This is a genomic window from Arthrobacter sp. UM1 (assembly GCF_020483305.1).
In the GTDB taxonomy this organism is placed as follows: domain Bacteria; phylum Actinomycetota; class Actinomycetes; order Actinomycetales; family Micrococcaceae; genus Falsarthrobacter.
Genome location: NZ_JACWAB010000003.1, coordinates 285,352 through 304,736, shown reverse-complemented (window position 1 = coordinate 304,736; position 19,385 = coordinate 285,352). Strand labels below are relative to the sequence as shown.

The window sequence follows — 19,385 nt, the reverse complement described above, 5'->3', positions numbered from 1 at the left end:
CCCGTTTCCGAGCAGGATTTTGAGCAGAAACGGGTGTGGTTAGGCGGAGTGAGCATAAACGGGTGTGGTTGGGCACGGCGGTTGCTTGGCGGGCGCTGGAGCGAGCGGAAACGGGTGTGGCTGGGCAGAAGTGAGCGGACATGGGTGTGGGCGGGTTCGGCATGGGGTCGGGCGGGGCCGGTCTTGGCAAGGGCGGGCCCTCCAAGCACCGCGCGGCTGGCGCCTGTCCTGCTTCGACCCCACATCGCGGAGACGCAAATACACCCGTTTCCGCCATCGCACCCGGTTTCGGGCGAATACACCCGTTTCCGAGCAGGATTTTGAGCAGAAACGGGTGTGGTTAGGCGGAGTGAGCAGAAACGGGTGTCGTTGGGCGCGGCGGTTGCTTGGCGGGCGCTGGAGCGAGCGGAAACGGGTGTGGCTCGGTCAGGACTGGTGTGGGAAAGCGGGAGCGAGCGGAAACGGGTGTGGCTCGGTCAGGACTGGGGCGGGAAAGCGAGAGCGAGCGGAAACGGGTGTGATTGGGCACGGAGGGTCGCAGAAGCAGGCCAGAAGGCAGGCTTGCCTCAGCCTCGCCCAACCCCTTCCCAACCCCTTCCCACCCCCTTTGTCTGATAAGTTGTGCCAGTCACACATGAAACGTTCAGGAAGGGCCCATCGGACGGAACTCGGCTGCCTCGGCCGCACCAGCGCGCCTCGGCCACAGGAGTGAAGCACGGATGCCGCCCTGGTGTGCTGCACGGTATGGCGTCGAGGAGGTCCGGATGGCAGATCGCACACAGAGGGAGAGCATCCCGCGGGGGCATGCCCCCACCCAGGCTGCATCTTTCGACGACGACGACGCCCGCACCGCTCCCGCCTCACGCCGCGCTTCCCGCCGCCGGCCGGGACTTGCCCGGGCGGCCGCCGTCGTCGGCGTTGCGGCCCTGGCGCTGACGGCCTGCGCGCCGCCGCAGTCCTCCAACGGCAACCCGGCCGAGGACGGAAAGGCCGTCACAGTCTGGCTCCAGCAGAAGCCGGACAAGGCGAGCCCGCTCCTCGCCGGAACGTACGGCAACTCCGAGGTCATCAACGCGGTCCACGACAAGCTCGTCAACGTGACCCCCGAGGGCAGGCTGGAGCCGCGGGTGGCCAAGAGCTGGCAGCTCTCGCAGGACGCCCGGACGCTGACGATCAGGCTCAACGACCAGAAGTGGTCGGACGGCACGCGGATGACGGCGGACGACGTCGTCTTCACCCTGAACCTCTACGCGAACAAGGATGTGAAGTCCCCGCTCGCCTCGGTCCTCAAGCCGATCAAGGGCTCCGCGGCGGTCAAGGACGGCAAGGCCAAGACCCTCTCCGGCGTGAGCAAGACGGACGACCGCACGGTGAAGATCGAGCTCGAGAAGCCGGACGTGGGCTTCATGTACACGCTCTTCAGCCAGACGTTCTACGTCCTCCCCAAGCACGCCCTGGAGAAGGAGGACCCCGCCACGGTGGCCACCTCCAAGATCTGGGTGACGCCGGGCAAGGTGCCCGGCCTCGGGGCGTTCACGCTGAGCAGCTTCTCGCCGGGACAGCGCGCCGAGTTCAACCGGAACCCGCACTTCCGCACGCCCGTGAAGTTCCCCAAGCTCGTCCAGACGCTCGTGACGCAGGACGCGGCCACCCAGGAGCTGGCCTCGGGCGAGCTGGACGTGACGCTGCTGCAGCCCATCGACGTGGACACGGCCGCCCAGTGGAAGGACAAGGGCGTCGAGACGGTCCAGGCGAACTCGCCGGGCTTCGACCGCTACAGCATCAACCAGCGCAAGCCCTACCTCAAGGACAAGCGCGTGCGCCAGGGGCTCATCACCGCCGTGGACCGCCAGGGCATCATCGACTCGGTGTACGCGGGCCGCGCCACGCCCATCAACTCCTCCTTCACGTCTGCCACCGTCAAGAAGGACGGCTTCAAGGACTACGCGTACAACCCGCAGAAGGCCAAGCAGCTCCTCAAGGACGCGGGCTTCGACTTCAGCCGCGAGTTCGTCATCCGCGAGGTGAACAACAACGCCCAGCGGCGCTCCGTGGACCAGGTGGTGCTGAGGAACCTCCGGGACATCGGCGTCAACGCGGTCATCAAGCCCGTGGACCAGGCGCAGGTGGGCTCCATCCTCTCGGAGGGGGACTACGACCTCTTCCTCTACGGCGGCGGCAACTACAGCGCCGACCCGTCCACCAACATCCCGATGATCACCTGCGACGCCGCCATGCCCAAGGGCTCCAACCTCCCCGCGTACTGCAACCCGAAGGTGGACGAGCTCCTCGCCGCGGCCGCGGGGGAGACGGACCGCGCCAAGCGCGCGCAGATGCTCACCGAGGCGGGGCGCCTCGAGAACGACGACGTCTCCCACCTGTGGATCGCCCGCCCGACCCGCGACTACGCCTACAGCTCCGCGCTGACCGGCGGCGTCCGCGGCGGAGACGGCATGCCCGACCTGCTCCTGTCCGCGCAGGACTGGCAGACGAAGTAAGGAGGATCGGACATGCTGAGATTCATCCTGCGCCGGACGCTCACGATGCTGCTCGTGCTCTTCGTGGTGTCCGTGGCGCTCTTCGCCCTGAGCCGCTCGGCTCCCGGAGGCCCGCTCGCCTCGCTCGTGCCCCCGGACCAGATCGCGACGGCGGGCCCGCTCATCGAGGCCAAGAAGAAGGAGTTCGGCCTGGACCAGCCTCTGATCGTCCAGTACGGGCAGTGGCTCGGCCACTTCGTCCGCGGCGACCTCGGCACGTCCTTCCAGTTCGAGCGCCCGGTGAGCGAGCTCATCGGGGAGCGGATCGTCCCCACGCTCGAGCTCATGGGCCTCGGCCTGCTCTTTGGCAACCTCCTGGCGCTCGTGCTCGGCATGGTCCAGGCGGCCCGCAAGGGATCGGCGCTGGACTACGGCATCGGAACGGTCTCGCTGGTGCTCATGTCCACGCCGGCGTTCTTCCTCGCCATGCTGGGCGTGTTCTTCTTCTCCGCGAAGCTCGGCTGGCTGCCGTCCGCGCAGATGTCCACGCCGGGTGACGGGAGCTTCGGCGACCTCGTCCGGCACCTCGTGCTGCCCGTGGCCGTGCTCAGCGTGGTCCAGTGCGCCATGATGACGCGCTACGTCCGCGTGGGCCTGCTCGAGGAGCTCTCCAAGGACTACGTCCGCACGGCCACGGCCCAGGGCGCCACGGGCCTCCAGGCCCGGATGAAGGCCCTGCGCAACGCGCTCGGCCCGCTCGTCACGGTCATCATGGTCTCCGCGCCCACGCTGCTCGGCGGCGCCGTGGTGCTCGAGTCCGTCTTCGCGTGGCCCGGCATGGGCACGCTGGTCCTCTCCGCGATCGACTACCGCGACTACCCGGTCATCCTCGGCTTCGGCATGATCGTGGCGATCGTCGTCGTCGTGAGCAACCTTCTGGCCGACATCCTCGTGTCGGTCCTCGACCCGAGAGTGAGGCTGTGATGAGCGAGCTCGAGATCCCGACGACGACGGCGCCCGCCCGCGGTTCCGAGCCCGCGCCGCGCGGGGAGGACGCCCCGCGCGGGGAGGCCCTGCGCGGAGACGGCCCTCGCGCCGCCGAGCCCGCCCGCTCGAAGGACCGCAGCCCCGCGGCCCTCGCCTGGCGGCGGTTCTGGTCCAACCTGGGCGCGCGGTTCGCGCTCATCCTGCTCGCGCTCATCTTCCTGGCCGTGTTCCTGGGGCCGCTCGTGTTCGGGCTGGACCCGGACGCGCAGGACCTCAAGGCGAGCCTGACCGGCCCGTCCGCGGCGCACCCGCTCGGCACGGACCTGCTCGGACGGGACGAGCTCGCGCGGCTCTTCGCGGGCGGCCAGGTGTCCCTGCTCGTGGGCCTCGCCACGGCGGCGTCCGCGCTGGCGCTCGGCACGCTCATCGGCGTGGTGGCGGGCATGGCGGGCGGCGTCGTCGACTCCGTGCTCATGCGGATCACGGACGTCTTCATGGCCATCCCGTCCATCCTCGTGGTCATCGTGGCCGGCGGCATCCTCGGCCCGTCCATCCCGCTGCTCGTGGGGCTCATCGCGGCGTTCGCGTGGCCCACGTCGGCGCGCATCGCCCGCTCCGTGGTCCTCAGCGTCCGCGAGCTGGACTACGTGCAGGCCTCCGTGGCCGCCGGCACGCGCACGCCGACCGTCATGATGCGGCACCTCCTGCCCGCCGTCATCCCGCAGGTCACGGTCTCCGGCGCGATGCTCGTCTCCGTGGCCATCCTGACCGAGGCGGCGCTGTCCTTCCTCGGCCTCGGCGTGGTGCCGCCGCAGGCGTCCTGGGGCAACATGCTCCAGTCCGCGCAGTCCTACACGATCCTCACCGAGAAGCCGTGGCTGTGGCTCTCGCCGGGCATCGCGATCGTCCTGACGTCCCTCTCCGTCATCTTCATCGGCGACGGCCTGCGGGACGCCCTCGACCCGAAGGAGAGCCGATGAGCCTGCTCGACGTCCGCAACCTCTCGATCGACTTCGCCACGCTCGACGGCACGGTCCACGCCGTCCGGGACGTCTCCTTCTCCCTCGAGGCCGGGCAGTCGCTCGGCATCGTGGGCGAGTCCGGCTCGGGCAAGACCGTCTCCGTCCTCGCGCTCATGGGGCTGCTCGCCTCGAACGCGCGCGTGGCCGGCGGCGAGATCCTCTTCGACGGCCGGGACGTGCTGACCCTTCCGGAGCGGGAGCGCCGGGCCCTGCGCGGCCGCCGCATCAGCATGGTCTTCCAGGACCCGATGACCGCGCTCGACCCCGTCCAGCGCATCGGCGCCCAGATCGCCCGCGGCATCCGGTACCACGAGACCTCCGTGACACGCCGCGAGGCAGAGAAGCGGGCCGTCGAGGCGCTCGAGATGGTCGGCGTGCCGGACGCCGCGTCCCGCAGCCGCCAGTTCCCGCACCAGTGGTCCGGCGGCATGCGGCAGAGGGCCGTCATCGCGATGGCGCTCGTCAACCGGCCGGACCTCATCATCGCGGACGAGCCCACCACGGCCCTCGACGCCACCGTCCAGGCCCAGGTCCTCGACGTTCTGCGCACCGTCCGCGAGGAGCAGGGCTGCTCCCTCATCATGATCAGCCACGACCTCGAGGTGGTGCAGGACGTGGCCGACGACGTCGCGGTCATGTACGCCGGCACGATCGCCGAGAAGCTGCCCGCGCGGGACGTGTTCACGCAGTCCCAGCACCCTTACACGCGGGCCCTCGTCCAGGCGCGGCCGGGCTGGGGCCCGCGCGCGGAGCAGCTCGTCTCCATCCCGGGCCGCCCTCCGGAGCTGTTGCAGGTGCCCGAGGGCTGTCCGTTCGAGCCGCGCTGCGCCGAGTCCCACGGCCTGCCCGCGTGCCGGGACACTGTGCCGCGGCTGCTGCAGATCCGCGACCGCCAGGAGTCCGCCTGCCACCGGGCCGGGAAGCTGCCGCCGCTCGGCAGCCTGGAGAGCGCAAGGAGCGCACGATGAGCCATCCCGTTTCGCACCCCGAGCCCCGCCCGGAGGCCGGCCTGGAGGCCCGTCCCGAGCCCCGCCCGGAGGCGGAGGAGCTCTGCGCAGGCCGCTCCGCCGCGGAGTCCGGTCCGCACCGCGATTCTCGCCCCGAGGAGCCCGTCCTCGCCGTCGAGGACCTCAAGGTCCACATCCCCGTGAAGTCCGGCGGGAAGAAGGGCACGGTCAAGGCCGTGGACGGCGTGAGCTTCGAGCTGCGCCGGGGCCGGACGCTCGGGATCGTGGGGGAGTCCGGCTGCGGAAAGTCGACGACGGCGAAAGCCGTCATGCGCCTCGTCCAGCCCACCGGCGGGCGCGTGACGCTGCTCGGCTCGGAGATCTCCTCTGCGAAGGGCCGCGAGCTGCGGTCCCTGCGCAAGCACGTGCAGATGGTCTTCCAGGACCCGCATTCAGCGCTTAACCCTCGGCTGACGGTGGGCCAGATCATCGCCGAGCCGATGCAGGCCCAGGGCTTCCGCCGCGCCGAGATCCGGGAGCGGGTGGACGAGCTGCTCGAGCTCGTGGGCCTGCACCCGCGGCACCGCAGCGCATTCGCCCACCAGTTCTCCGGCGGACAGCGCCAGCGCATCGGCACGGCCCGGGCGCTCGCCACCAACCCCGACGTGCTCATCCTGGACGAGCCCGTCTCCGCCCTGGACGTCTCCGTCCAGGCCCAGGTGGTCAACCTGTTCAAGGACCTCCAGGAGCGGCTCGGCATCGCGATGGTCTTCATCTCCCACGACCTCTCCGTGGTGCGCCACGTGTCCGACGACGTGGCCGTCATGTACCTCGGCCGCATCGTGGAGCAGGGGCCGGCGGAGGAGGTGCTCGCCCGTCCGCAACACCCCTACACGCAGGCCCTGCTCTCGGCGGCGCCGGGGCGGCAGCACGCGCTCGAGTCGGGGCTCCTCGGCGAGGGCGGCCCGGCGGCCGGTCCCGGTGGAGAGCTGGAGGGCTCTGTGGGCGGGGCGGTGGGAGGCTCTGTGGGAGGAGCGGCCTCGGGCGCTGGCTCGCACGAGGCGGCTCACGGGCCGCGCCGGGCCGTGCGCGGCGGCGGACTGGCCGGCCTGGGCGAGCGGCTCGGGCTGCACCTCAAGAAGCCCGGGGCACCTGTGCGAGCGGCGTCCGCTCGCGAGTCCTCGCCTCAGCCGGAGCGCGACGCCAACGGCCGCATCATGCTCGCCGGCGACGTCCCCTCGCCCGTCAACCCGCCGAGCGGCTGCCGCTTCAGGACCCGCTGCTGGAAGGCCACGGAGGTCTGCAAGACGACGCCGCAGCTCGAGGCGCCGTCGGCCGCGGGGCGCTCGGCTGCGGGGCAGTCGGCCGCGGGGCGCTTGCGTGGCGGGGCCGGTGTCTCGGAATCGGGTGCGGCAGGCGTCTCGACACCAGACGCGGCCAGGGGCGGGGCCCAGGCTCCTCTGGGCGGCGGCATCGCCCCGATGCACGCGACTGCTCCCGGCGCTGCAGAGCACCGCGTGGCCTGCTTCCACCCGGGGGAGTAGGGCCGGCGTCGGCCTTCCCCGCTCCCGCCGGGCTCGTCTCGGGCCTCCAACCGGCTTCCCTCGGTCCTCCTGCGGGCGTCCACCGGGCTAGTGCACCCGAATCATTCGGTTTTTACCTGATTTTCCGAACGATTCGGGTGCACAAGCGTGCGGGAGGTCGCCGGTGACTCCGCGTGAGGCTTCGGCTCCCGTGCCCCTGAACGCGTCCTTCGGACGGCTTTCCGCACCAGAAATACGCAGATCAGCACGGCAGGGACGAGCAATGCGAGCGCGATGAGCGACGAGATCAGGGACTCGATCGGCGCCGGCACGAGCGGACTGGCAGCTGTCTGAAGAAACGCCGTGGCCTCCCTGGGTAGAGCTTCCGTCAGTCGGAGTGCGGGTCGATCAAGCCTCTCCACCCCTTGTGCACCCTCTGGTGTCAGTTTTCAGCCCGAATCCTGACACCAGAGGGTGCACAAGCGGGAGTACCGGGTGCACAAGCGAGGGAACCGGGTGTGTCAGCGCGGGCACCGAGCGCAGTCTGGGGCCGGGTGTGCAAGCCCGCTGATGCGAAGGCGGCTCAGCCCCGCTTCGGCGTCACCAGGTTGGTGATGCGGACGGTGCAGAGGCGGCGGCCGTCGTCGTCCCTGAGGACCACCTCGTGGGAGCAGAGGGTGCGGCCGAGGGAGATGGGCGTGGCTGTGGCCGTGACCCAGCCGGTGCGAGAGGAGCGGTGGTGCGTGGCGTTGACGTCCACGCCCACGCAGACCTTGCCCATCGTGGAGGCGTGCTTGACCGCCGCCCAGGAGCCCGTGGCCTCGCCGAGCGCCACCATCGCGCCGCCGTGGAGGAGCCCGAAGGACTGGCGGTTGCCCTCGATGGGCATGCGGGTGACCACTTTCTCGACGGACTCTTCGAGGACTTCAACGCCCATGCGCTGGTCGAGCTCGCCGAGGGCGATGGTCCAGACCTCGTGAGTCGCGGTGGGCTCGGAGCCGTTCTGGGGCTTGCCCTGGGGGGTGGTGCCGCTCGGAAAGGCTGCGCCGCTCGAAGGGGTGCTGGGAGGGGTCTGCGTCATACGGCCATGCTATCCAGCGGAGCCTCGCCCTGTGGCTCGCGTCACTGTTAGGCTGGGTCAAAATACTGACCGATCGTTCAGGAAAGGCCGCCGTGACTGTCGAACTCCTTCCCAGCTTCCTCCGCAACGAGTGGACCACCCCGACCTCCACGGAGGCCACGGACGTCCTCGACGCCTCCACCGGCGAGCTCCTCAATCGCGTGGCCAAGGACGGCCTGGACACGGCCGGCGCCGTCGACTACGCCCGGACCACCGGCCAGGAGAAGCTCGGCGAGCTGACCTTCCACCAGCGCGCACTCCTGCTCAAGGAGCTGGCCAAGCACCTCACGGCCAACAAGGACCGCCTCTACGAGATCTCGGCCAAGACGGGCGCCACAAAGGTGGACTCGATGGTGGACATCGACGGCGGCATCGGCGTCCTCTTCACGTTCGGCTCGAAGGGCCGCCGGGAGCTGCCCAACTCCAACGTGATCGTGGACGGCCCCGCGGAGGTGCTCTCCAAGGACGGATCGTTCGTGGGTGAGCACATCTACACGCGCATTCCCGGCGTCGCCGTGCAGATCAACGCCTTCAACTTCCCGGTCTGGGGCATGCTGGAGAAGTTCGCGCCGGCGTTCCTCGCGGGCGTCCCCACGATCGCCAAGCCGGCCACGCCGTCCGCGTACCTGGCGGTGGAGTGCGTCAAGCTCATGCAGGACTCGGGGATCCTCCCGGAGGGCTCGCTCCAGATCGTCGCCGGCAGCGCCCGCGACCTCCTGGACACCCTCGACTACCGGGACATGGTCTCCTTCACCGGCTCCGCCTGGACGGCCAAGGCCCTCAAGAAGCAGGCCGAGGAGCGGGGCATCCGCTTCACCAACGAGGCCGACTCCCTCAACGCCGCCATCCTCGGCGAGGACGTGAAGGAGGGCAGCGCCGAGTTTGACGCCTTCGTCCGCGCCATCGTCACCGAGATGACCGTCAAGGCCGGGCAGAAGTGCACGGCGATCCGCCGCATCATCGTGCCCGAGGGCATGAAGAAGGCTGTGGAGGACGCCGTGGCCGCGCGGCTCGCCCAGAAGATCACCGTGGGCGACCCCCGCGCTGAGGGCACCACGATGGGCGCACTCGTCTCCACGGGCCAGCTCAAGGACGTCCGCGAGGCCGTGGGCCGGCTCGAGTCCGCGGGCGGCCGCAACGTCCTCGACTCCCTCGACGTCCCGGGGGAGGGCGCCTTCATGGCTCCGGTCCTCCTCGACTGGGAGAACGCGGACGCGCCGGAGGTCCACGAGATCGAGGCCTTCGGTCCGGTCGCCTCCGTCCTCGGGTACACGGACGCCGACGACGCCGTGCGGCTGGCCGCCAAGGGGTCCGGCTCCCTCGTGGCCACGGTCTGCTCGGGGGACCCGAAGGTGGTCTCCGAGCTCGGCCTCGGGATCTCCGCCCACCACGGCCGCGTGCACATCCTCAACGCGGAGACTGCGCGAAGCTCCACGGGCCACGGCTCGCCGGTGCCGCACCTGGTCCACGGCGGCCCGGGCCGTGCAGGCGGCGGCGAGGAGCTCGGCGGCATCCGCTCCGTCAAGCACCACATGCAGCGCACGGCCGTGCAGGGCTCGCCGAACATGCTCACGGCGTTGACCGGCCAGTGGCACACGGGTGCAGACCGGCGGATCGCAGGCGCGGACAAGTTCGGCGGCGACCCCTCGATGGAGCACCCGTTCCGCAAGTCCCTCGCAGAGCTGCGGATCGGCGACTCCTTCGCCTCGGACCTGCGGACGGTGAAGCTCGAGGACATCTCGGCGTTCGCGAACGAGACCGGCGACACCTTCTACGCCCACACCAACCAGGAGGCCGCCGAGGCCAACCCGTTCTTCCCGGGAATCGTGGCCCACGGCTACCTGCTCGTCTCCTGGGCGGCCGGACTGTTCGTCTCCCCGGAGCCGGGCCCTGTCCTCGCCAACTACGGCCTGGAGAACCTGCGCTTCATGACGCCCGTCCCCGCGGGCGACTCGATCCGCGTGGAGCTCACGGCCAAGAAGATCACGCCGCGCGAGACGGACGAGTACGGCGAGGTGACCTGGGAGGCGGTCCTCTACAACCAGGATGACGAGATCGTGGCGATGTACGACGTCCTCACCCTCGTGGCCAAGACCCGCTAGGGGAACCCGAGCGCGCCGAGGGCGATGCTCAGCCCCGTCATCACCGCAGGGACGCCGAGAACCAGGAGCTCATGCCGCTCCAGTGCTCTCAGTGTCCCTGCGGCGTATGAGGGCACCAGCACATGGGCGAGGACGCGGAGGGCCCACTCGCCCGCAGAGGCCGGCGGATGGAGCAGGACGCCCAAGCTGGCGATGAGGACGAAGACGAGCACGTCCCGCGGCGTGGGCCGTGCGAAACGGTGGCCGAACGGGACGCTCCACTCGGCACTCGCGGCGTACATGTAGCGCACCCGCTGGAGCTCGAAGAGCAGTGTCAGGACGGCCAGAAGGCCGATCGGCGCCAGGCTCAGCGGTGGTGTCTGCATGCGTTCTCCTCAGACGTGGTCTGAAAGATATAGCACGCGTTCGTTGAAGCGAGTCAAGTTGATCGCTTCGCGCGGCTCACGCCCCACGGGCCGCGGGCGGGATCGGGGAGGCGGGTCACGACGTCGTCGGAGTCCTGCGGCGGATCGACCTCGTCGATCGACGCCACGATGTAGTACACGTCCACGCGCAGCGCCTTGGCCAGCCGCTGGATGAGTCCCAGCGTGGGGTTGGCGGGTGTGGCGGTGCGTCCGCGGCTGCTGTGCCCGTTCTCCAGGAGGCTGAGGTGCTGGAGTGAGATGCCTGCCACCTGGGCGACCTGCTCCTGCGTCATCTGCAGGCTCTGCCGCCGCTCCCGGAGCCGACGGCCCAGAGCATAGGCCTGCTCTTGGGTGGGCGTGGGCTTGGGCATGCTTCAACTTGAAACTGCAGCGTCACATTTCGTCTTCAATCTAAACATTGAAAATGGGCGCGCGCACAACAAGGCGCTCAAGATGGGGCGGGAACCCCGCCGTTCCGGGGGAGTGTGACTGTGCATGCTCACGTGGGAGCGGTCGAGGCGGGTGCAGACGGCGTCACAGAACGTCACACACGGACACACTTCGTCACATTGAGTCGTCCGTGCCGCCGTGCCGCCGTGCCGCTGTTTCGCGGGGGGGGGTGTCGGGCTCTACCGAACTCGTCTGTTGCGAGTTGGAGGAATAGCGGCCGCTATTCCTCCAACTCGCAACAGACGATGACGAGTGTGTGGGTGAGTGCGAGTGCGAGGCTGAAAGCGAGGGCCAGGCTCAGCGGGACAGCCCTCCTACGCCCGCACGCCCTCCAGCAGCACCGACGTCACCGTGTCTGCGAGCTCGTCCGCCGTGCGGTTGCCCGGCCGGTGCCATTCCACGATGGAGTTGATCATGCCGAACATGAGCCTCGCCAGCACGCGTGCCTCAACATCGGTGCGGAGCGCCCCCGAGTCCTGGGCGTCCCGGATGACCTCGGAGGTGCGGCGGTCCACGGCGCGGCGGCGGGCGATGGCCTCGTTCTCCACCTCGGAGTTGCCCCGCAGGCGCAGCAGCAGGCGCACCTCCGGCTGCTTCTCGATGAGCACCTTAACTGTGCCCCGCATGAGCAGCTCGAGCGTGTCCACGGGGGAGGAGCCCCGCTCGGCGGCGTCGTCGGCCGCGGCCTCGAGGGCGGAGAGGGCGTCGTCGAGCGCCAGGCGCAGAAGCTCCACCTTGCTCGGCACGTGGTGGTAGATCGCGGACTTGGAGAGGCCCAGGGCCTCGGCGAGCATGCCCATGCTCGCGGCCTCGTACCCGTGCCGGGTGAAGACGTCCACGGCGGCGACGAGGACCGCCTCTTGGTCGTATCCGGGGCGGCCGCGCTTCGCAGAGGACTTCACACTCACAGTCATTCAGCAAACCCCGTTCCGGGCTCGCCGCGCAACTGAGTGTGGCGGGCGGCACGGGCGCCGTCGTTCCCCGGGAGGGAACGCCGCACCCGCGCCGCCGCCGTTGGCAGCGCAGTCCCCGCCCGCGCCGACATGGGAGAGGCCTCCCTCAGCGCTTGTCCCGCGGGTCCTCGCCGGCCTTGAGGCCGCGGAGGTCGTGGATGCGCTTGAGCTTGCCGGAGGAGCGGGCGAGCGTGCCCGGGTCCACCACCTCGATGGTGCAGGAGGAGCCCACGCGCACCTTGATGGCGTGCTTGAGCTCGGCGGCGGCGGAAACGCGCCGATCCGCCTCGCAGTCCTCCCGCGCCTCGATGCGCACGGTCAGCTCGTCCATGATCTTCGGCCGCGTCAGCTCCAGTTGGAAGTGCGGGGAGAGGCCGCGGATGCCGAGCGCGATCTCCTCGATCTGCGAGGGGAACAGGTTGACCCCGCGGAGGATGATCATGTCGTCGCTGCGGCCCGTGATGCGGCCCATCCGGCGGTGTCCCGGGGTGGCGGTGCCGGGGAGCAGCCGCGTGAGGTCGTGCGTGCGGTACCGGATGATCGGCAGCGCCTGCTTGGTCAGGGATGTGAAGACGAGCTCGCCCGGCTCGCCGTCCCGCATGGTCTGGGAGGCGTCGAACGGGTCGATGATCTCCGGCCGGAAGTGGTCCTCCCAGATGTGCGAGCCGTCCTTGGTCTCGCAGGACTCGCCGGCCACGCCCGGGCCCATGACCTCGGAGAGCCCGTAGATGTCGCACGCGTTGAGGTCCCACGCCTGCTCCAGCTCGCGCCGCATCTCCTGCGTCCACGGCTCCGCGCCGAGCACCGCGGTCTTGAGGCTCGTGGCGCGCGGGTCGAGGCCCATCTTCTGCATGGCGTCCGCGATGGCCAGCAGGTACGTGGGCGTGGCCAGGATGGCGTCCGGCTCGAAGTCCTGGATGAGCTGGATCTGCTTCTCCGTCTGGCCTCCGGACATCGGGATGACCGTGGCGCCGAGCCGCTCCGCGCCGTAGTGCGCGCCGAGGCCGCCCGTGAAAAGCCCGTAGCCGTACGCGTTGTGGACCTTGTCCCCGGGCTTCACGCCGGAGAGGCGCAGGCAGCGCGCCACGAGGTCGGCCCAGTTGCCGATGTCCTCGGCCGTGTAGCCCACCACAGTCGGCAGTCCCGTGGTGCCCGAGCTCGCGTGGATGCGGGTCACCTGCGACTGCGGCACCGCGAACATCCCGAACGGGTACGTCTTCCGCAGGTCCTCCTTCTCCGTGTAAGGGAACTTCGCGAGGTCGTCGAGCTCCTTGAGGTCTGAGGGGTGCACGCCGTGCGCGTCGAACTTCTCCTTGTAGAGGGGCACGTTCGCGTAGGCGTAGTTCACCGTCCACTGGAGCCGCTCGAGCTGCGCCGCCTCGATCTGGTCTCGCGAGGCGGTCATCGCGTTCTCATTGGTCACGCCGGAGGTGTTCGGGTGCGTTCCGGGGGCTGTGTTCGCCGGTTCGTCGATGACAGTCACGGGGAGTCCTTCTGCCTGGGGTCGGGTGATCGGGTGTGCGTTCGCGGGTGCGCTGGGGCCGGGGACGACGACGGCGGCCGTCGTCGTTCTCTCCGAAGCCGCCCGCGGGGGTCAGCGGCGCGGGATGGTGCGGGAGCGGCCGCGGAACTCGGCGACGGTCACGGGCTCGCCGCCTTCGCGCTCCTGGGTGACGGTGATGTCGCAGATGCCGCTGCGGCCGGCTCGGGCGCGCTCGGCGGCGACGGCCGTGAGCGTCAGGCCCGGCAGCGCGGGCGCGATGTAGTTGATGTCCACGCCGGCGGCGACGGTGATGGTGTCTGTGGCGTCGGGGTCGTTGCAGGCGAGGGCGAACGCCGTGTCCGCGAGCGCGAAGACCATGCCGCCGTGGCCGATCCCGAAGCCGTTGAGCATCTCGGGGCGCAGCACCATGGTGCACGTGGCGCGACCGGGGCCGTGGTCCACCACCTCGAGGCCGAGCCAGGCGCTGGCCGCGTCCTTCTCCATCATGGGGTGGGGCTGCGGGCACTCGGCGCGGATCTCCTCGGCGGGCTGGGACGGCGCGGCCTCGGATGACGCCGTTTCAGACGCGGCTTCAGACGCGGCTTCGGGTGACGCGGCCTCGCGGGGATGGGGCGGGTTCGCCTCGCTGGGCACGGGACCTCCTGGGGGTGGTCTGGTGTCGGCTGGATCACAAATACTGACCGATTGTTCAGTATCTTTTCAGTGACCCAGCTCACCGTCAAGCGAGGGTTCGCCTGGTGGGCCCGGCAGAGGACGGTCCCGCCCCGCCCCCGTCTACCCCCCCGCCGCCTGCCCCGCATGCGTTTGTGGCGCGTTTCGTGCGAAATCGGGCTGGATTTCGCACGAAACGCGCCACAAACGGGGAAATGGGTTGGGGAGGGAGAGGGGCGGGAGAGAGGGAGGGGGCTAGCCGTCCACCCGCTCCACCGCGTCCAGGTGGCCCAGGAGCCAGGCGACGTCCCAGGCGTAGTCCTTCCAGCCCTCGTACCGGCCGGAGGCTCCGCCGTGGCCGCCGTCCATCTCGGTCTTGAGGACGATCGGCGCCTCGCCCTCCTGGTTCTCCCGGAGGACCTGCACCCACTTGGCGGGCTCGACGTAGAGGACGCGGGTGTCGTTGAGGCTCGTCACCGCGGCCACGGCGGGCAGCCGCGCGGGCTTGACGTTCTCATAGGGGGAGTAGGACTTCATGTACGCGTAGACCTCGGGCTCCGTGATGGGGTTGCCCCACTCCTCCCACTCGAGGGCGGAGAGCGGCAGGTTCGGGTCCAGGATGGTGGTCAGCGCGTCCACGAACGGCACCTGCGCCACCACGGCCCGGTAGAGCTCGGGTGCCAGGTTGACCACGACACCCATGAGGAGGCCGCCGGCCGAGCCGCCCATCGCCGCGAGGCGCGAGCCGTCCGCCCACTTCTCCGCCGCGAGCCAGCGGGTCACGTCCACGAAGTCCGTGAACGTGTTCTTCTTGGACAGCTTCTTGCCGTCCGTGTACCAGGCGCGGCCGAGCTCGCCGCCCCCGCGCACGTGGGCCGTGACCCAGAGGACGCCCCGGTCCAGCACGGAGAGCCGCGCTGCGGAGAAGCGGGGGTCCATGGAGGCCTCGTAGGACCCGTACCCGTAGACGACCGCCGGGGCGGTCCCATCCCGCGGGGTGTCCTTGCGCTTGACGATCGACACCGGGATGCGGGTCCCGTCCGCGGCCGTGGCCCACTCGCGGACGGCCTCGTAGGCGGAGAGGTCCGCGTTGGGGACCTCGGTCTCCTTGAGCGTGGCCAGAGAGCCGGTGGCCGGGTCGTAGCGGATGACCCGCTCCGGCGTCACGTAGGAGACGTAGTGGAGTGTGAGGAACGGGGACTCGTAGGAGCTGCCGGCGCTCACCGAGTACATCTCCTCCTCGAAGTCCGGGGTGAGCGGCGTCAGCCCGGCGGCGGTCCCGCCGGCCGCCGCGGATGCCGCGGCCGTCCCGCCCGCGGCCCCCGAGCCGGCGGCTGCGCCCGCCCGTGAGCCGGCCCCCGAGCCGGCGGCGGCCCCCGTCCCGGGCGCCGCCAGCGCCTCGACCTGCTCGCGCGGGAACACGGCGAAGGCCGGCACGGTGTCCTCGCGGCGGCTCACGAGCACCCAGCGCTCGGTGACGCCTGCGCCGTCCACCTTGACCGTGTCCCGGTGCTCCACCACGGGGATCCAGGACTGCTCCGCCCACGGCTTCTCGAGCTCCGCGGCCGTGGCCAGCGCCACCGCGTTGTTGGCGCCGTCCCGGTTGTGGGTGATGAGGTAAGCCGGCTCGCCGCCCGCGAGCATGGCGTCCGCCGAGGCGAGGAGCCCGGCCTCGCGGGGGATGAGGACGCGGGGGCGGGCGTCGTCGTCGGTGGCGGGGGAGCCCTCGCCGCCGGTGAGGGGAAGGGTCCGGATCTCGGAGACCTCGGAGTTGCCGATCTCGATGAGGAGCTCGCGCTTGTCACTCGAGAGGCCCATCCCGGTCCACAGGGACACGTCCGGCTCCTCGAAGAGGAGGGCGTCCGGAGCGTCCGATCCGATCCGGTGCCGGAAGAGGCGGTACGGGCGCCAGGACTCGTCCGGCATGAGGTAGTACAGCTCAGAGGCGTCCGGCGAGAGGACGAGCCCCGCCATGGTCCCTGGGATCTCGTCCGGCAGCAGCTCGCCGGTGGAGAGGTCCTTGACGCGGATGGTGTAGCGCTCGTCGCCGGCGTTGTCCACGGAGTAGGCGAGCCAGCGGCCGTCCTCGGAGAGGTCCAGGCCGCCGAGGGAGAAGAACGGCTGGCCCTCGGCGAGCGCGTTGCCGTCGAGGATCACCTCCTCGCCCTCCACGGGCACGCCCGGCTCCACCACCGGCGGCGTCCAGTCCGCCTCCGCGTTCCCGGTGGTCTGCGCGGCCACGCGGCAGTGCACCCGGTACTGTTGCCCCTCGACCGTCCGCGAGAAGTACCAGTACCCGTTCATGCGCTGCGGCACGGAGAGGTCCGTCTCCTTGGTGCGGGCCTTGATCTCCCCGAAGACCGCCGTGCGGAGACCCTCGAGAGGCTGCGCGACGGCGTCCGTGTAGGCGTTCTCCGCCTCCAGGTGCCGCCGCAGCTCGGGCGACTCCTTCTCCCGCATCCACTCGAACCGGTCCGTGAACACGTCCCCGTGGAACGAGCGCTCGCGGGGCTCCTGGCGGGCGGCGGGCGCCTCGGCGCCGGCGGCGGCCTCGGCCAGAGCGGACAGGATCGGGGCTGGAGTCTGCGTCATCCCACCAGAGTAGGCGAGGACGGTTCTCACGTGGAGTCTGTGACGCAGTGTGACGCCCGTGGAAGAATCCCGTCCCATGAACACGTCCGCGCCGCACCCCAATCCGCACATCGCCGCGTGGAGAGACGCGCTCCGGACAGGGGAGCGGCTCCTCGGGGTCCGGGCCCGCCTCCTCGGCCTTCCCGGCTGGCAGGTCTCCGTCAGCGTGGACGGGGAGCCCCTCGGGGACATCGCCGGCGGGCTCGCGGACGTGGAGACCGGCCGTCCCATGACGCCGACGACGCCGCTGCGCGTCGCCTCCCAGTCCAAGTCCTTCACGGCCACGGCCGTGCTCCAGCTCGCGGAGCAGGGCCGGCTGCGCCTGCACGAGACGGTGGCGGAGCACATCCCGGAGCTCGCGGGGACCGCGCTCGCGGACGCGACCCTGTTCGAGCTGCTCTCCCACACGTCGGGCGCCTCGCGCGACGGCGCGGACGCCGTGTACTTCCAGCTCCGGCGCCCGTTCCCGGACCGGGAGGAGCTGATCGAGACGGCCCGCTCGGCGAAGACGCTCGAGCGCCACGAGCGCCTCAAGTACTCGAACGTCGGCTTCGCCCTGTTGGGCCTCGTCGTGGAGGCCGCTTCCGGCCGGACCTTTGCGGAGTACCTGGAGGAGGGCATACTGCGGCCGCTCGGGCTGGAGCACACCTCCGCGGCGATGACGGGGCGCGAGGACGAGCTCGCCACCGGGTACACGGGGTTCGGCGCGGACCTCGGCGACCCCCTGCGCCGGGTGCCCGTGGACCACGTGGAGTCCCGCGCGCTGGCGTCCGCCGGCGGGGTGTGCTCCACGGCGAGGGACCTCTGCCGCTTCTTCTCCGCCCACCTGCCCGAGGCGGGGGAGCGCCCGCGTGAGCGAGTCTGCGGACTCCTCTCGGAGGACTCCAAGCGGCTCTCCCGGCGCCCGGTGAACACGGTCCGGGGGCGCGGCTACGGGCTCGGCCTCATGACGGAGGAGATCGAGGGCCGTGCGACCATCGGCCACTCCGGCGGCTATCCCGGCTTCATCTCCCGGACGTGGGCGGTGCCGGAGACCGGCGTCGTGCTCTCCGTCTGCACCAACGCCGCAGACGGGCCGGCCAACGAGTTCGGCCGCACGCTCTTCGCCCTCGCCGAGCTCGCGCTCGCGCCCGCGGACCCCTCCGTGCGGGGACTCGACGCCTCTCAGCTCTCGCGGTTCGAGGGCGAGTTCGCGGACCTCTGGGGCCGCCTGCACGTGGCGCGGCTCGGCCGGAACCTGTACCTCCTGCCGGCGGGGCAGCCCGTCGACTCCTCCGCGGCGCCGTGCGCCGTCCGGGACAGCGCGACCCTCGTGGACCAGGACCCCACGGGCTTCCGGGGTCCCGGCGAGCCCGTCCGCTTCGAGTTCGACGACGACGGCCGGCCCCGGGGCCTCCGCACCAGCGAAGGCATGGACCTGGTCCGGGCCGAGGACTTCACGCTCCCCGCGGACCGGATCCGGCGCCAGTTCTAGAGAAGGCTCCCCGGGCGGGGCGCGCTGTGTCCGGATCTGCTGAGGTGCTCGCGCGCCATCGCTGCGAATCGGCGGTTGCCGCAGCGCTCAAGCCGGTTCAAGATCGCCTCGACAGAAAGCGGCGGGGCGCTCGTCTCTGCCGCCTGTCGATTCAGGACGTCGAGGACTCGGGCAGGCTCCTGCTCCAACTGGCTGACGAGAAAGGCGTCTGGGGTGAGGACCGAGATGTCGTGGTGCTCAAGCGCTTGTGCAGGAAAATCCCTGATGTTGCTTGTCACGATGACGTCGGCGCCTGCCTCGATGGCAGCGGCGAGAACATGCAGATCCCCCTCGTCGGGCAGAGCTAGGCCGGGCAGCAGGCGCTCCCACCCGCTGACGGATGCGTTCGGAAACGCTTGATTCATGCTCTGGAAGCGGCGGCTCCTGCGGTCTGCCGCCAGCCGGGGATGGACGCGTTCCAAGGCCATGTCGACTTCCCGGAGGATGAGTGACGTCCACAGCGGGTGATAGAGACCGGCGGCGCCCAGCCGCAGCAGCGTGTCTGTCTGTGAGGCCGGAACCAGGACACACGCGTCCAGGACGGCGCGGAATCGAGTCACCTGCCCCGCTTGTGCAGCTCACGCCGGGCTGCCGCGAGGGCTTCACGGTAGGACTCGGCGTCCATCTCGTAGAGGCCGGACTTCTGGGCGTCCACGGTGAGCTCCGCGAGCGCGCTCTGCTGTGCCGCTGCGCTTCTCTGCTGGTACTCGAGAACGTCTTCGAGACGTACGCGTCTGTGGGTTTCGCCGAGGGCGAGGTCAGACGGCAGGCGTCCGTCCTCGAGCAGCCTGACGAAGGCGGGCCTACTCATCCCGAGGAAGTCTGCCGCCTCCTGGGCGGTCAGCGTCTGGTTCACCGGAGCCACGGTGATGGCCTTTCCTGCCTTCAAGGCCTCAGCGGCGTCTCGAAGGACATGGAAGACCTCAAGCGGGAGAGGCACGGTTTCGCCGTCGGGCCCGACGAGCGCCGCCGGCTCTTCGAGGCCGTCCAGGAAGCGGCCCAGGTCGAACATCTTCTCGAGGTCTGCAGGCGGGAGAACGGTATGACCGGTGGGCGCGTTCGGAGACATGGACTCAGGCTATGCCCGGCTGTCCGAGGCCG

The 19,385-nt window shown here is 70.4% G+C and carries 16 protein-coding genes; 7 read left to right on the top strand and 9 right to left on the bottom strand.

Annotated features, from left to right (window positions below; genetic code table 11):
• Positions 1 to 764: 764 nt before the first annotated feature.
• The 5 genes from H9I38_RS06460 to H9I38_RS06440 are packed head-to-tail and all read left to right on the top strand — an operon-like array spanning position 765 to position 6,977.
• The gene (locus H9I38_RS06460; RefSeq protein ID WP_226337934.1) at positions 765 to 2,498 is read left to right on the top strand and encodes an ABC transporter substrate-binding protein; all 1,734 of its coding nucleotides are present in this window, start codon (positions 765 to 767) and stop codon (positions 2,496 to 2,498) included.
• Between the two features lie 12 nt (positions 2,499 to 2,510).
• Positions 2,511 to 3,461: an ABC transporter permease gene (locus H9I38_RS06455; protein ID WP_226337933.1), complete on the top strand. Its 951-nt coding sequence runs from the start codon at positions 2,511 to 2,513 to the stop codon at positions 3,459 to 3,461.
• On the top strand, positions 3,461 to 4,444 hold the full coding sequence (locus H9I38_RS06450) for an ABC transporter permease (protein ID WP_226337932.1): 984 nt from the start codon (positions 3,461 to 3,463) through the stop codon (positions 4,442 to 4,444). Before H9I38_RS06455 ends, H9I38_RS06450 begins: the two co-directional genes overlap by 1 nt.
• Entirely contained in the window at positions 4,441 to 5,454 is a 1,014-nt protein-coding gene (locus H9I38_RS06445) for an ABC transporter ATP-binding protein (protein ID WP_226337931.1), read from the top strand. The genes H9I38_RS06450 and H9I38_RS06445 overlap by 4 nt, the downstream gene beginning before the upstream one ends.
• Positions 5,451 to 6,977: an ABC transporter ATP-binding protein gene (locus H9I38_RS06440; RefSeq protein ID WP_226337930.1), complete on the top strand. Its 1,527-nt coding sequence runs from the start codon at positions 5,451 to 5,453 to the stop codon at positions 6,975 to 6,977. Before H9I38_RS06445 ends, H9I38_RS06440 begins: the two co-directional genes overlap by 4 nt.
• A gap of 562 nt (positions 6,978 to 7,539) precedes the next feature.
• Here H9I38_RS06440 and H9I38_RS06435 read toward each other — a convergent pair.
• Positions 7,540 to 7,893, bottom strand: coding sequence for a PaaI family thioesterase (locus H9I38_RS06435; protein ID WP_226337948.1), 354 nt, complete (start codon positions 7,891 to 7,893; stop codon positions 7,540 to 7,542).
• Between the two features lie 236 nt (positions 7,894 to 8,129).
• On the opposite strand from H9I38_RS06435, the gene paaZ reads away from it, so the two are divergent.
• On the top strand, positions 8,130 to 10,178 hold the full coding sequence (paaZ, locus tag H9I38_RS06430) for a phenylacetic acid degradation bifunctional protein PaaZ (RefSeq protein WP_226337929.1): 2,049 nt from the start codon (positions 8,130 to 8,132) through the stop codon (positions 10,176 to 10,178).
• On the opposite strand, the gene H9I38_RS06425 is transcribed toward paaZ, so the two are convergent.
• The 6 genes from H9I38_RS06425 to H9I38_RS06400 form a co-directional block, all read right to left on the bottom strand.
• A complete protein-coding gene (locus H9I38_RS06425; RefSeq protein ID WP_226337928.1) occupies positions 10,175 to 10,543 on the bottom strand; it encodes a hypothetical protein in 369 nt (122 codons plus the stop codon). The genes paaZ and H9I38_RS06425 overlap by 4 nt on opposite strands.
• Positions 10,544 to 10,596: 53 nt before the next feature.
• Positions 10,597 to 10,953: a helix-turn-helix domain-containing protein gene (locus H9I38_RS06420; RefSeq protein ID WP_226337927.1), complete on the bottom strand. Its 357-nt coding sequence runs from the start codon at positions 10,951 to 10,953 to the stop codon at positions 10,597 to 10,599.
• 393 nt (positions 10,954 to 11,346) lie between these two features.
• Positions 11,347 to 11,946, bottom strand: a complete 600-nt coding sequence (locus H9I38_RS06415; protein ID WP_226337926.1) for a TetR/AcrR family transcriptional regulator — start codon at positions 11,944 to 11,946, stop codon at positions 11,347 to 11,349.
• 145 nt (positions 11,947 to 12,091) lie between these two features.
• Positions 12,092 to 13,390: a phenylacetate--CoA ligase family protein gene (locus H9I38_RS06410; RefSeq protein WP_226337947.1), complete on the bottom strand. Its 1,299-nt coding sequence runs from the start codon at positions 13,388 to 13,390 to the stop codon at positions 12,092 to 12,094.
• Positions 13,391 to 13,579: 189 nt separating this feature from the next.
• The gene (locus H9I38_RS06405; protein ID WP_226337946.1) at positions 13,580 to 13,975 is read right to left on the bottom strand and encodes a hotdog fold thioesterase; all 396 of its coding nucleotides are present in this window, start codon (positions 13,973 to 13,975) and stop codon (positions 13,580 to 13,582) included.
• A gap of 420 nt (positions 13,976 to 14,395) precedes the next feature.
• The gene (locus H9I38_RS06400) at positions 14,396 to 16,732 is read right to left on the bottom strand and encodes a S9 family peptidase (RefSeq protein ID WP_226337925.1); all 2,337 of its coding nucleotides are present in this window, start codon (positions 16,730 to 16,732) and stop codon (positions 14,396 to 14,398) included.
• A 76-nt stretch (positions 16,733 to 16,808) separates the two neighbouring features.
• Between H9I38_RS06400 and H9I38_RS06395 the strand changes: the two genes are divergently transcribed.
• Positions 16,809 to 18,245: a serine hydrolase domain-containing protein gene (locus tag H9I38_RS06395; protein WP_226337924.1), complete on the top strand. Its 1,437-nt coding sequence runs from the start codon at positions 16,809 to 16,811 to the stop codon at positions 18,243 to 18,245.
• Here the strand turns inward: H9I38_RS06395 and H9I38_RS06390 are convergent.
• Both H9I38_RS06390 and H9I38_RS06385 read right to left on the bottom strand, forming a co-directional pair.
• Complete coding sequence (locus H9I38_RS06390) at positions 18,242 to 18,844, bottom strand: putative toxin-antitoxin system toxin component, PIN family (RefSeq protein ID WP_226337923.1); 603 nt, start codon at positions 18,842 to 18,844, stop codon at positions 18,242 to 18,244. The two genes, H9I38_RS06395 and H9I38_RS06390, sit on opposite strands and share 4 nt — an antisense overlap.
• Entirely contained in the window at positions 18,841 to 19,353 is a 513-nt protein-coding gene (locus H9I38_RS06385) for a helix-turn-helix domain-containing protein (protein WP_226337922.1), read from the bottom strand. Before H9I38_RS06385 ends, H9I38_RS06390 begins: the two co-directional genes overlap by 4 nt.
• Between the last annotated feature and the right edge of the window lie 32 nt (positions 19,354 to 19,385).

Excerpts from the sequence above, each read along its gene's own strand:
- H9I38_RS06405 (WP_226337946.1), bottom strand. The coding sequence starts at position 13,975 with ATGATGGAGAAGGACGCGGCCAGCGCCTGGCTCGGCCTCGAGGTGGTG.
- H9I38_RS06420 (WP_226337927.1), bottom strand. The coding sequence starts at position 10,953 with ATGCCCAAGCCCACGCCCACCCAAGAGCAGGCCTATGCTCTGGGCCGT.
- H9I38_RS06450 (WP_226337932.1), top strand. The coding sequence starts at position 3,461 with ATGAGCGAGCTCGAGATCCCGACGACGACGGCGCCCGCCCGCGGTTCC.
- H9I38_RS06440 (WP_226337930.1), top strand. The coding sequence starts at position 5,451 with ATGAGCCATCCCGTTTCGCACCCCGAGCCCCGCCCGGAGGCCGGCCTG.
- H9I38_RS06410 (WP_226337947.1), bottom strand. The coding sequence starts at position 13,390 with ATGACCGCCTCGCGAGACCAGATCGAGGCGGCGCAGCTCGAGCGGCTC.
- H9I38_RS06400 (WP_226337925.1), bottom strand. The coding sequence starts at position 16,732 with ATGACGCAGACTCCAGCCCCGATCCTGTCCGCTCTGGCCGAGGCCGCC.
- H9I38_RS06435 (WP_226337948.1), bottom strand. The coding sequence starts at position 7,893 with ATGGGCGTTGAAGTCCTCGAAGAGTCCGTCGAGAAAGTGGTCACCCGC.
- H9I38_RS06395 (WP_226337924.1), top strand. The coding sequence starts at position 16,809 with ATGAACACGTCCGCGCCGCACCCCAATCCGCACATCGCCGCGTGGAGA.
- H9I38_RS06445 (WP_226337931.1), top strand. The coding sequence starts at position 4,441 with ATGAGCCTGCTCGACGTCCGCAACCTCTCGATCGACTTCGCCACGCTC.
- H9I38_RS06425 (WP_226337928.1), bottom strand. The coding sequence starts at position 10,543 with ATGCAGACACCACCGCTGAGCCTGGCGCCGATCGGCCTTCTGGCCGTC.
- H9I38_RS06460 (WP_226337934.1), top strand. The coding sequence starts at position 765 with ATGGCAGATCGCACACAGAGGGAGAGCATCCCGCGGGGGCATGCCCCC.
- H9I38_RS06385 (WP_226337922.1), bottom strand. The coding sequence starts at position 19,353 with ATGTCTCCGAACGCGCCCACCGGTCATACCGTTCTCCCGCCTGCAGAC.
- H9I38_RS06415 (WP_226337926.1), bottom strand. The coding sequence starts at position 11,946 with ATGACTGTGAGTGTGAAGTCCTCTGCGAAGCGCGGCCGCCCCGGATAC.
- H9I38_RS06455 (WP_226337933.1), top strand. The coding sequence starts at position 2,511 with ATGCTGAGATTCATCCTGCGCCGGACGCTCACGATGCTGCTCGTGCTC.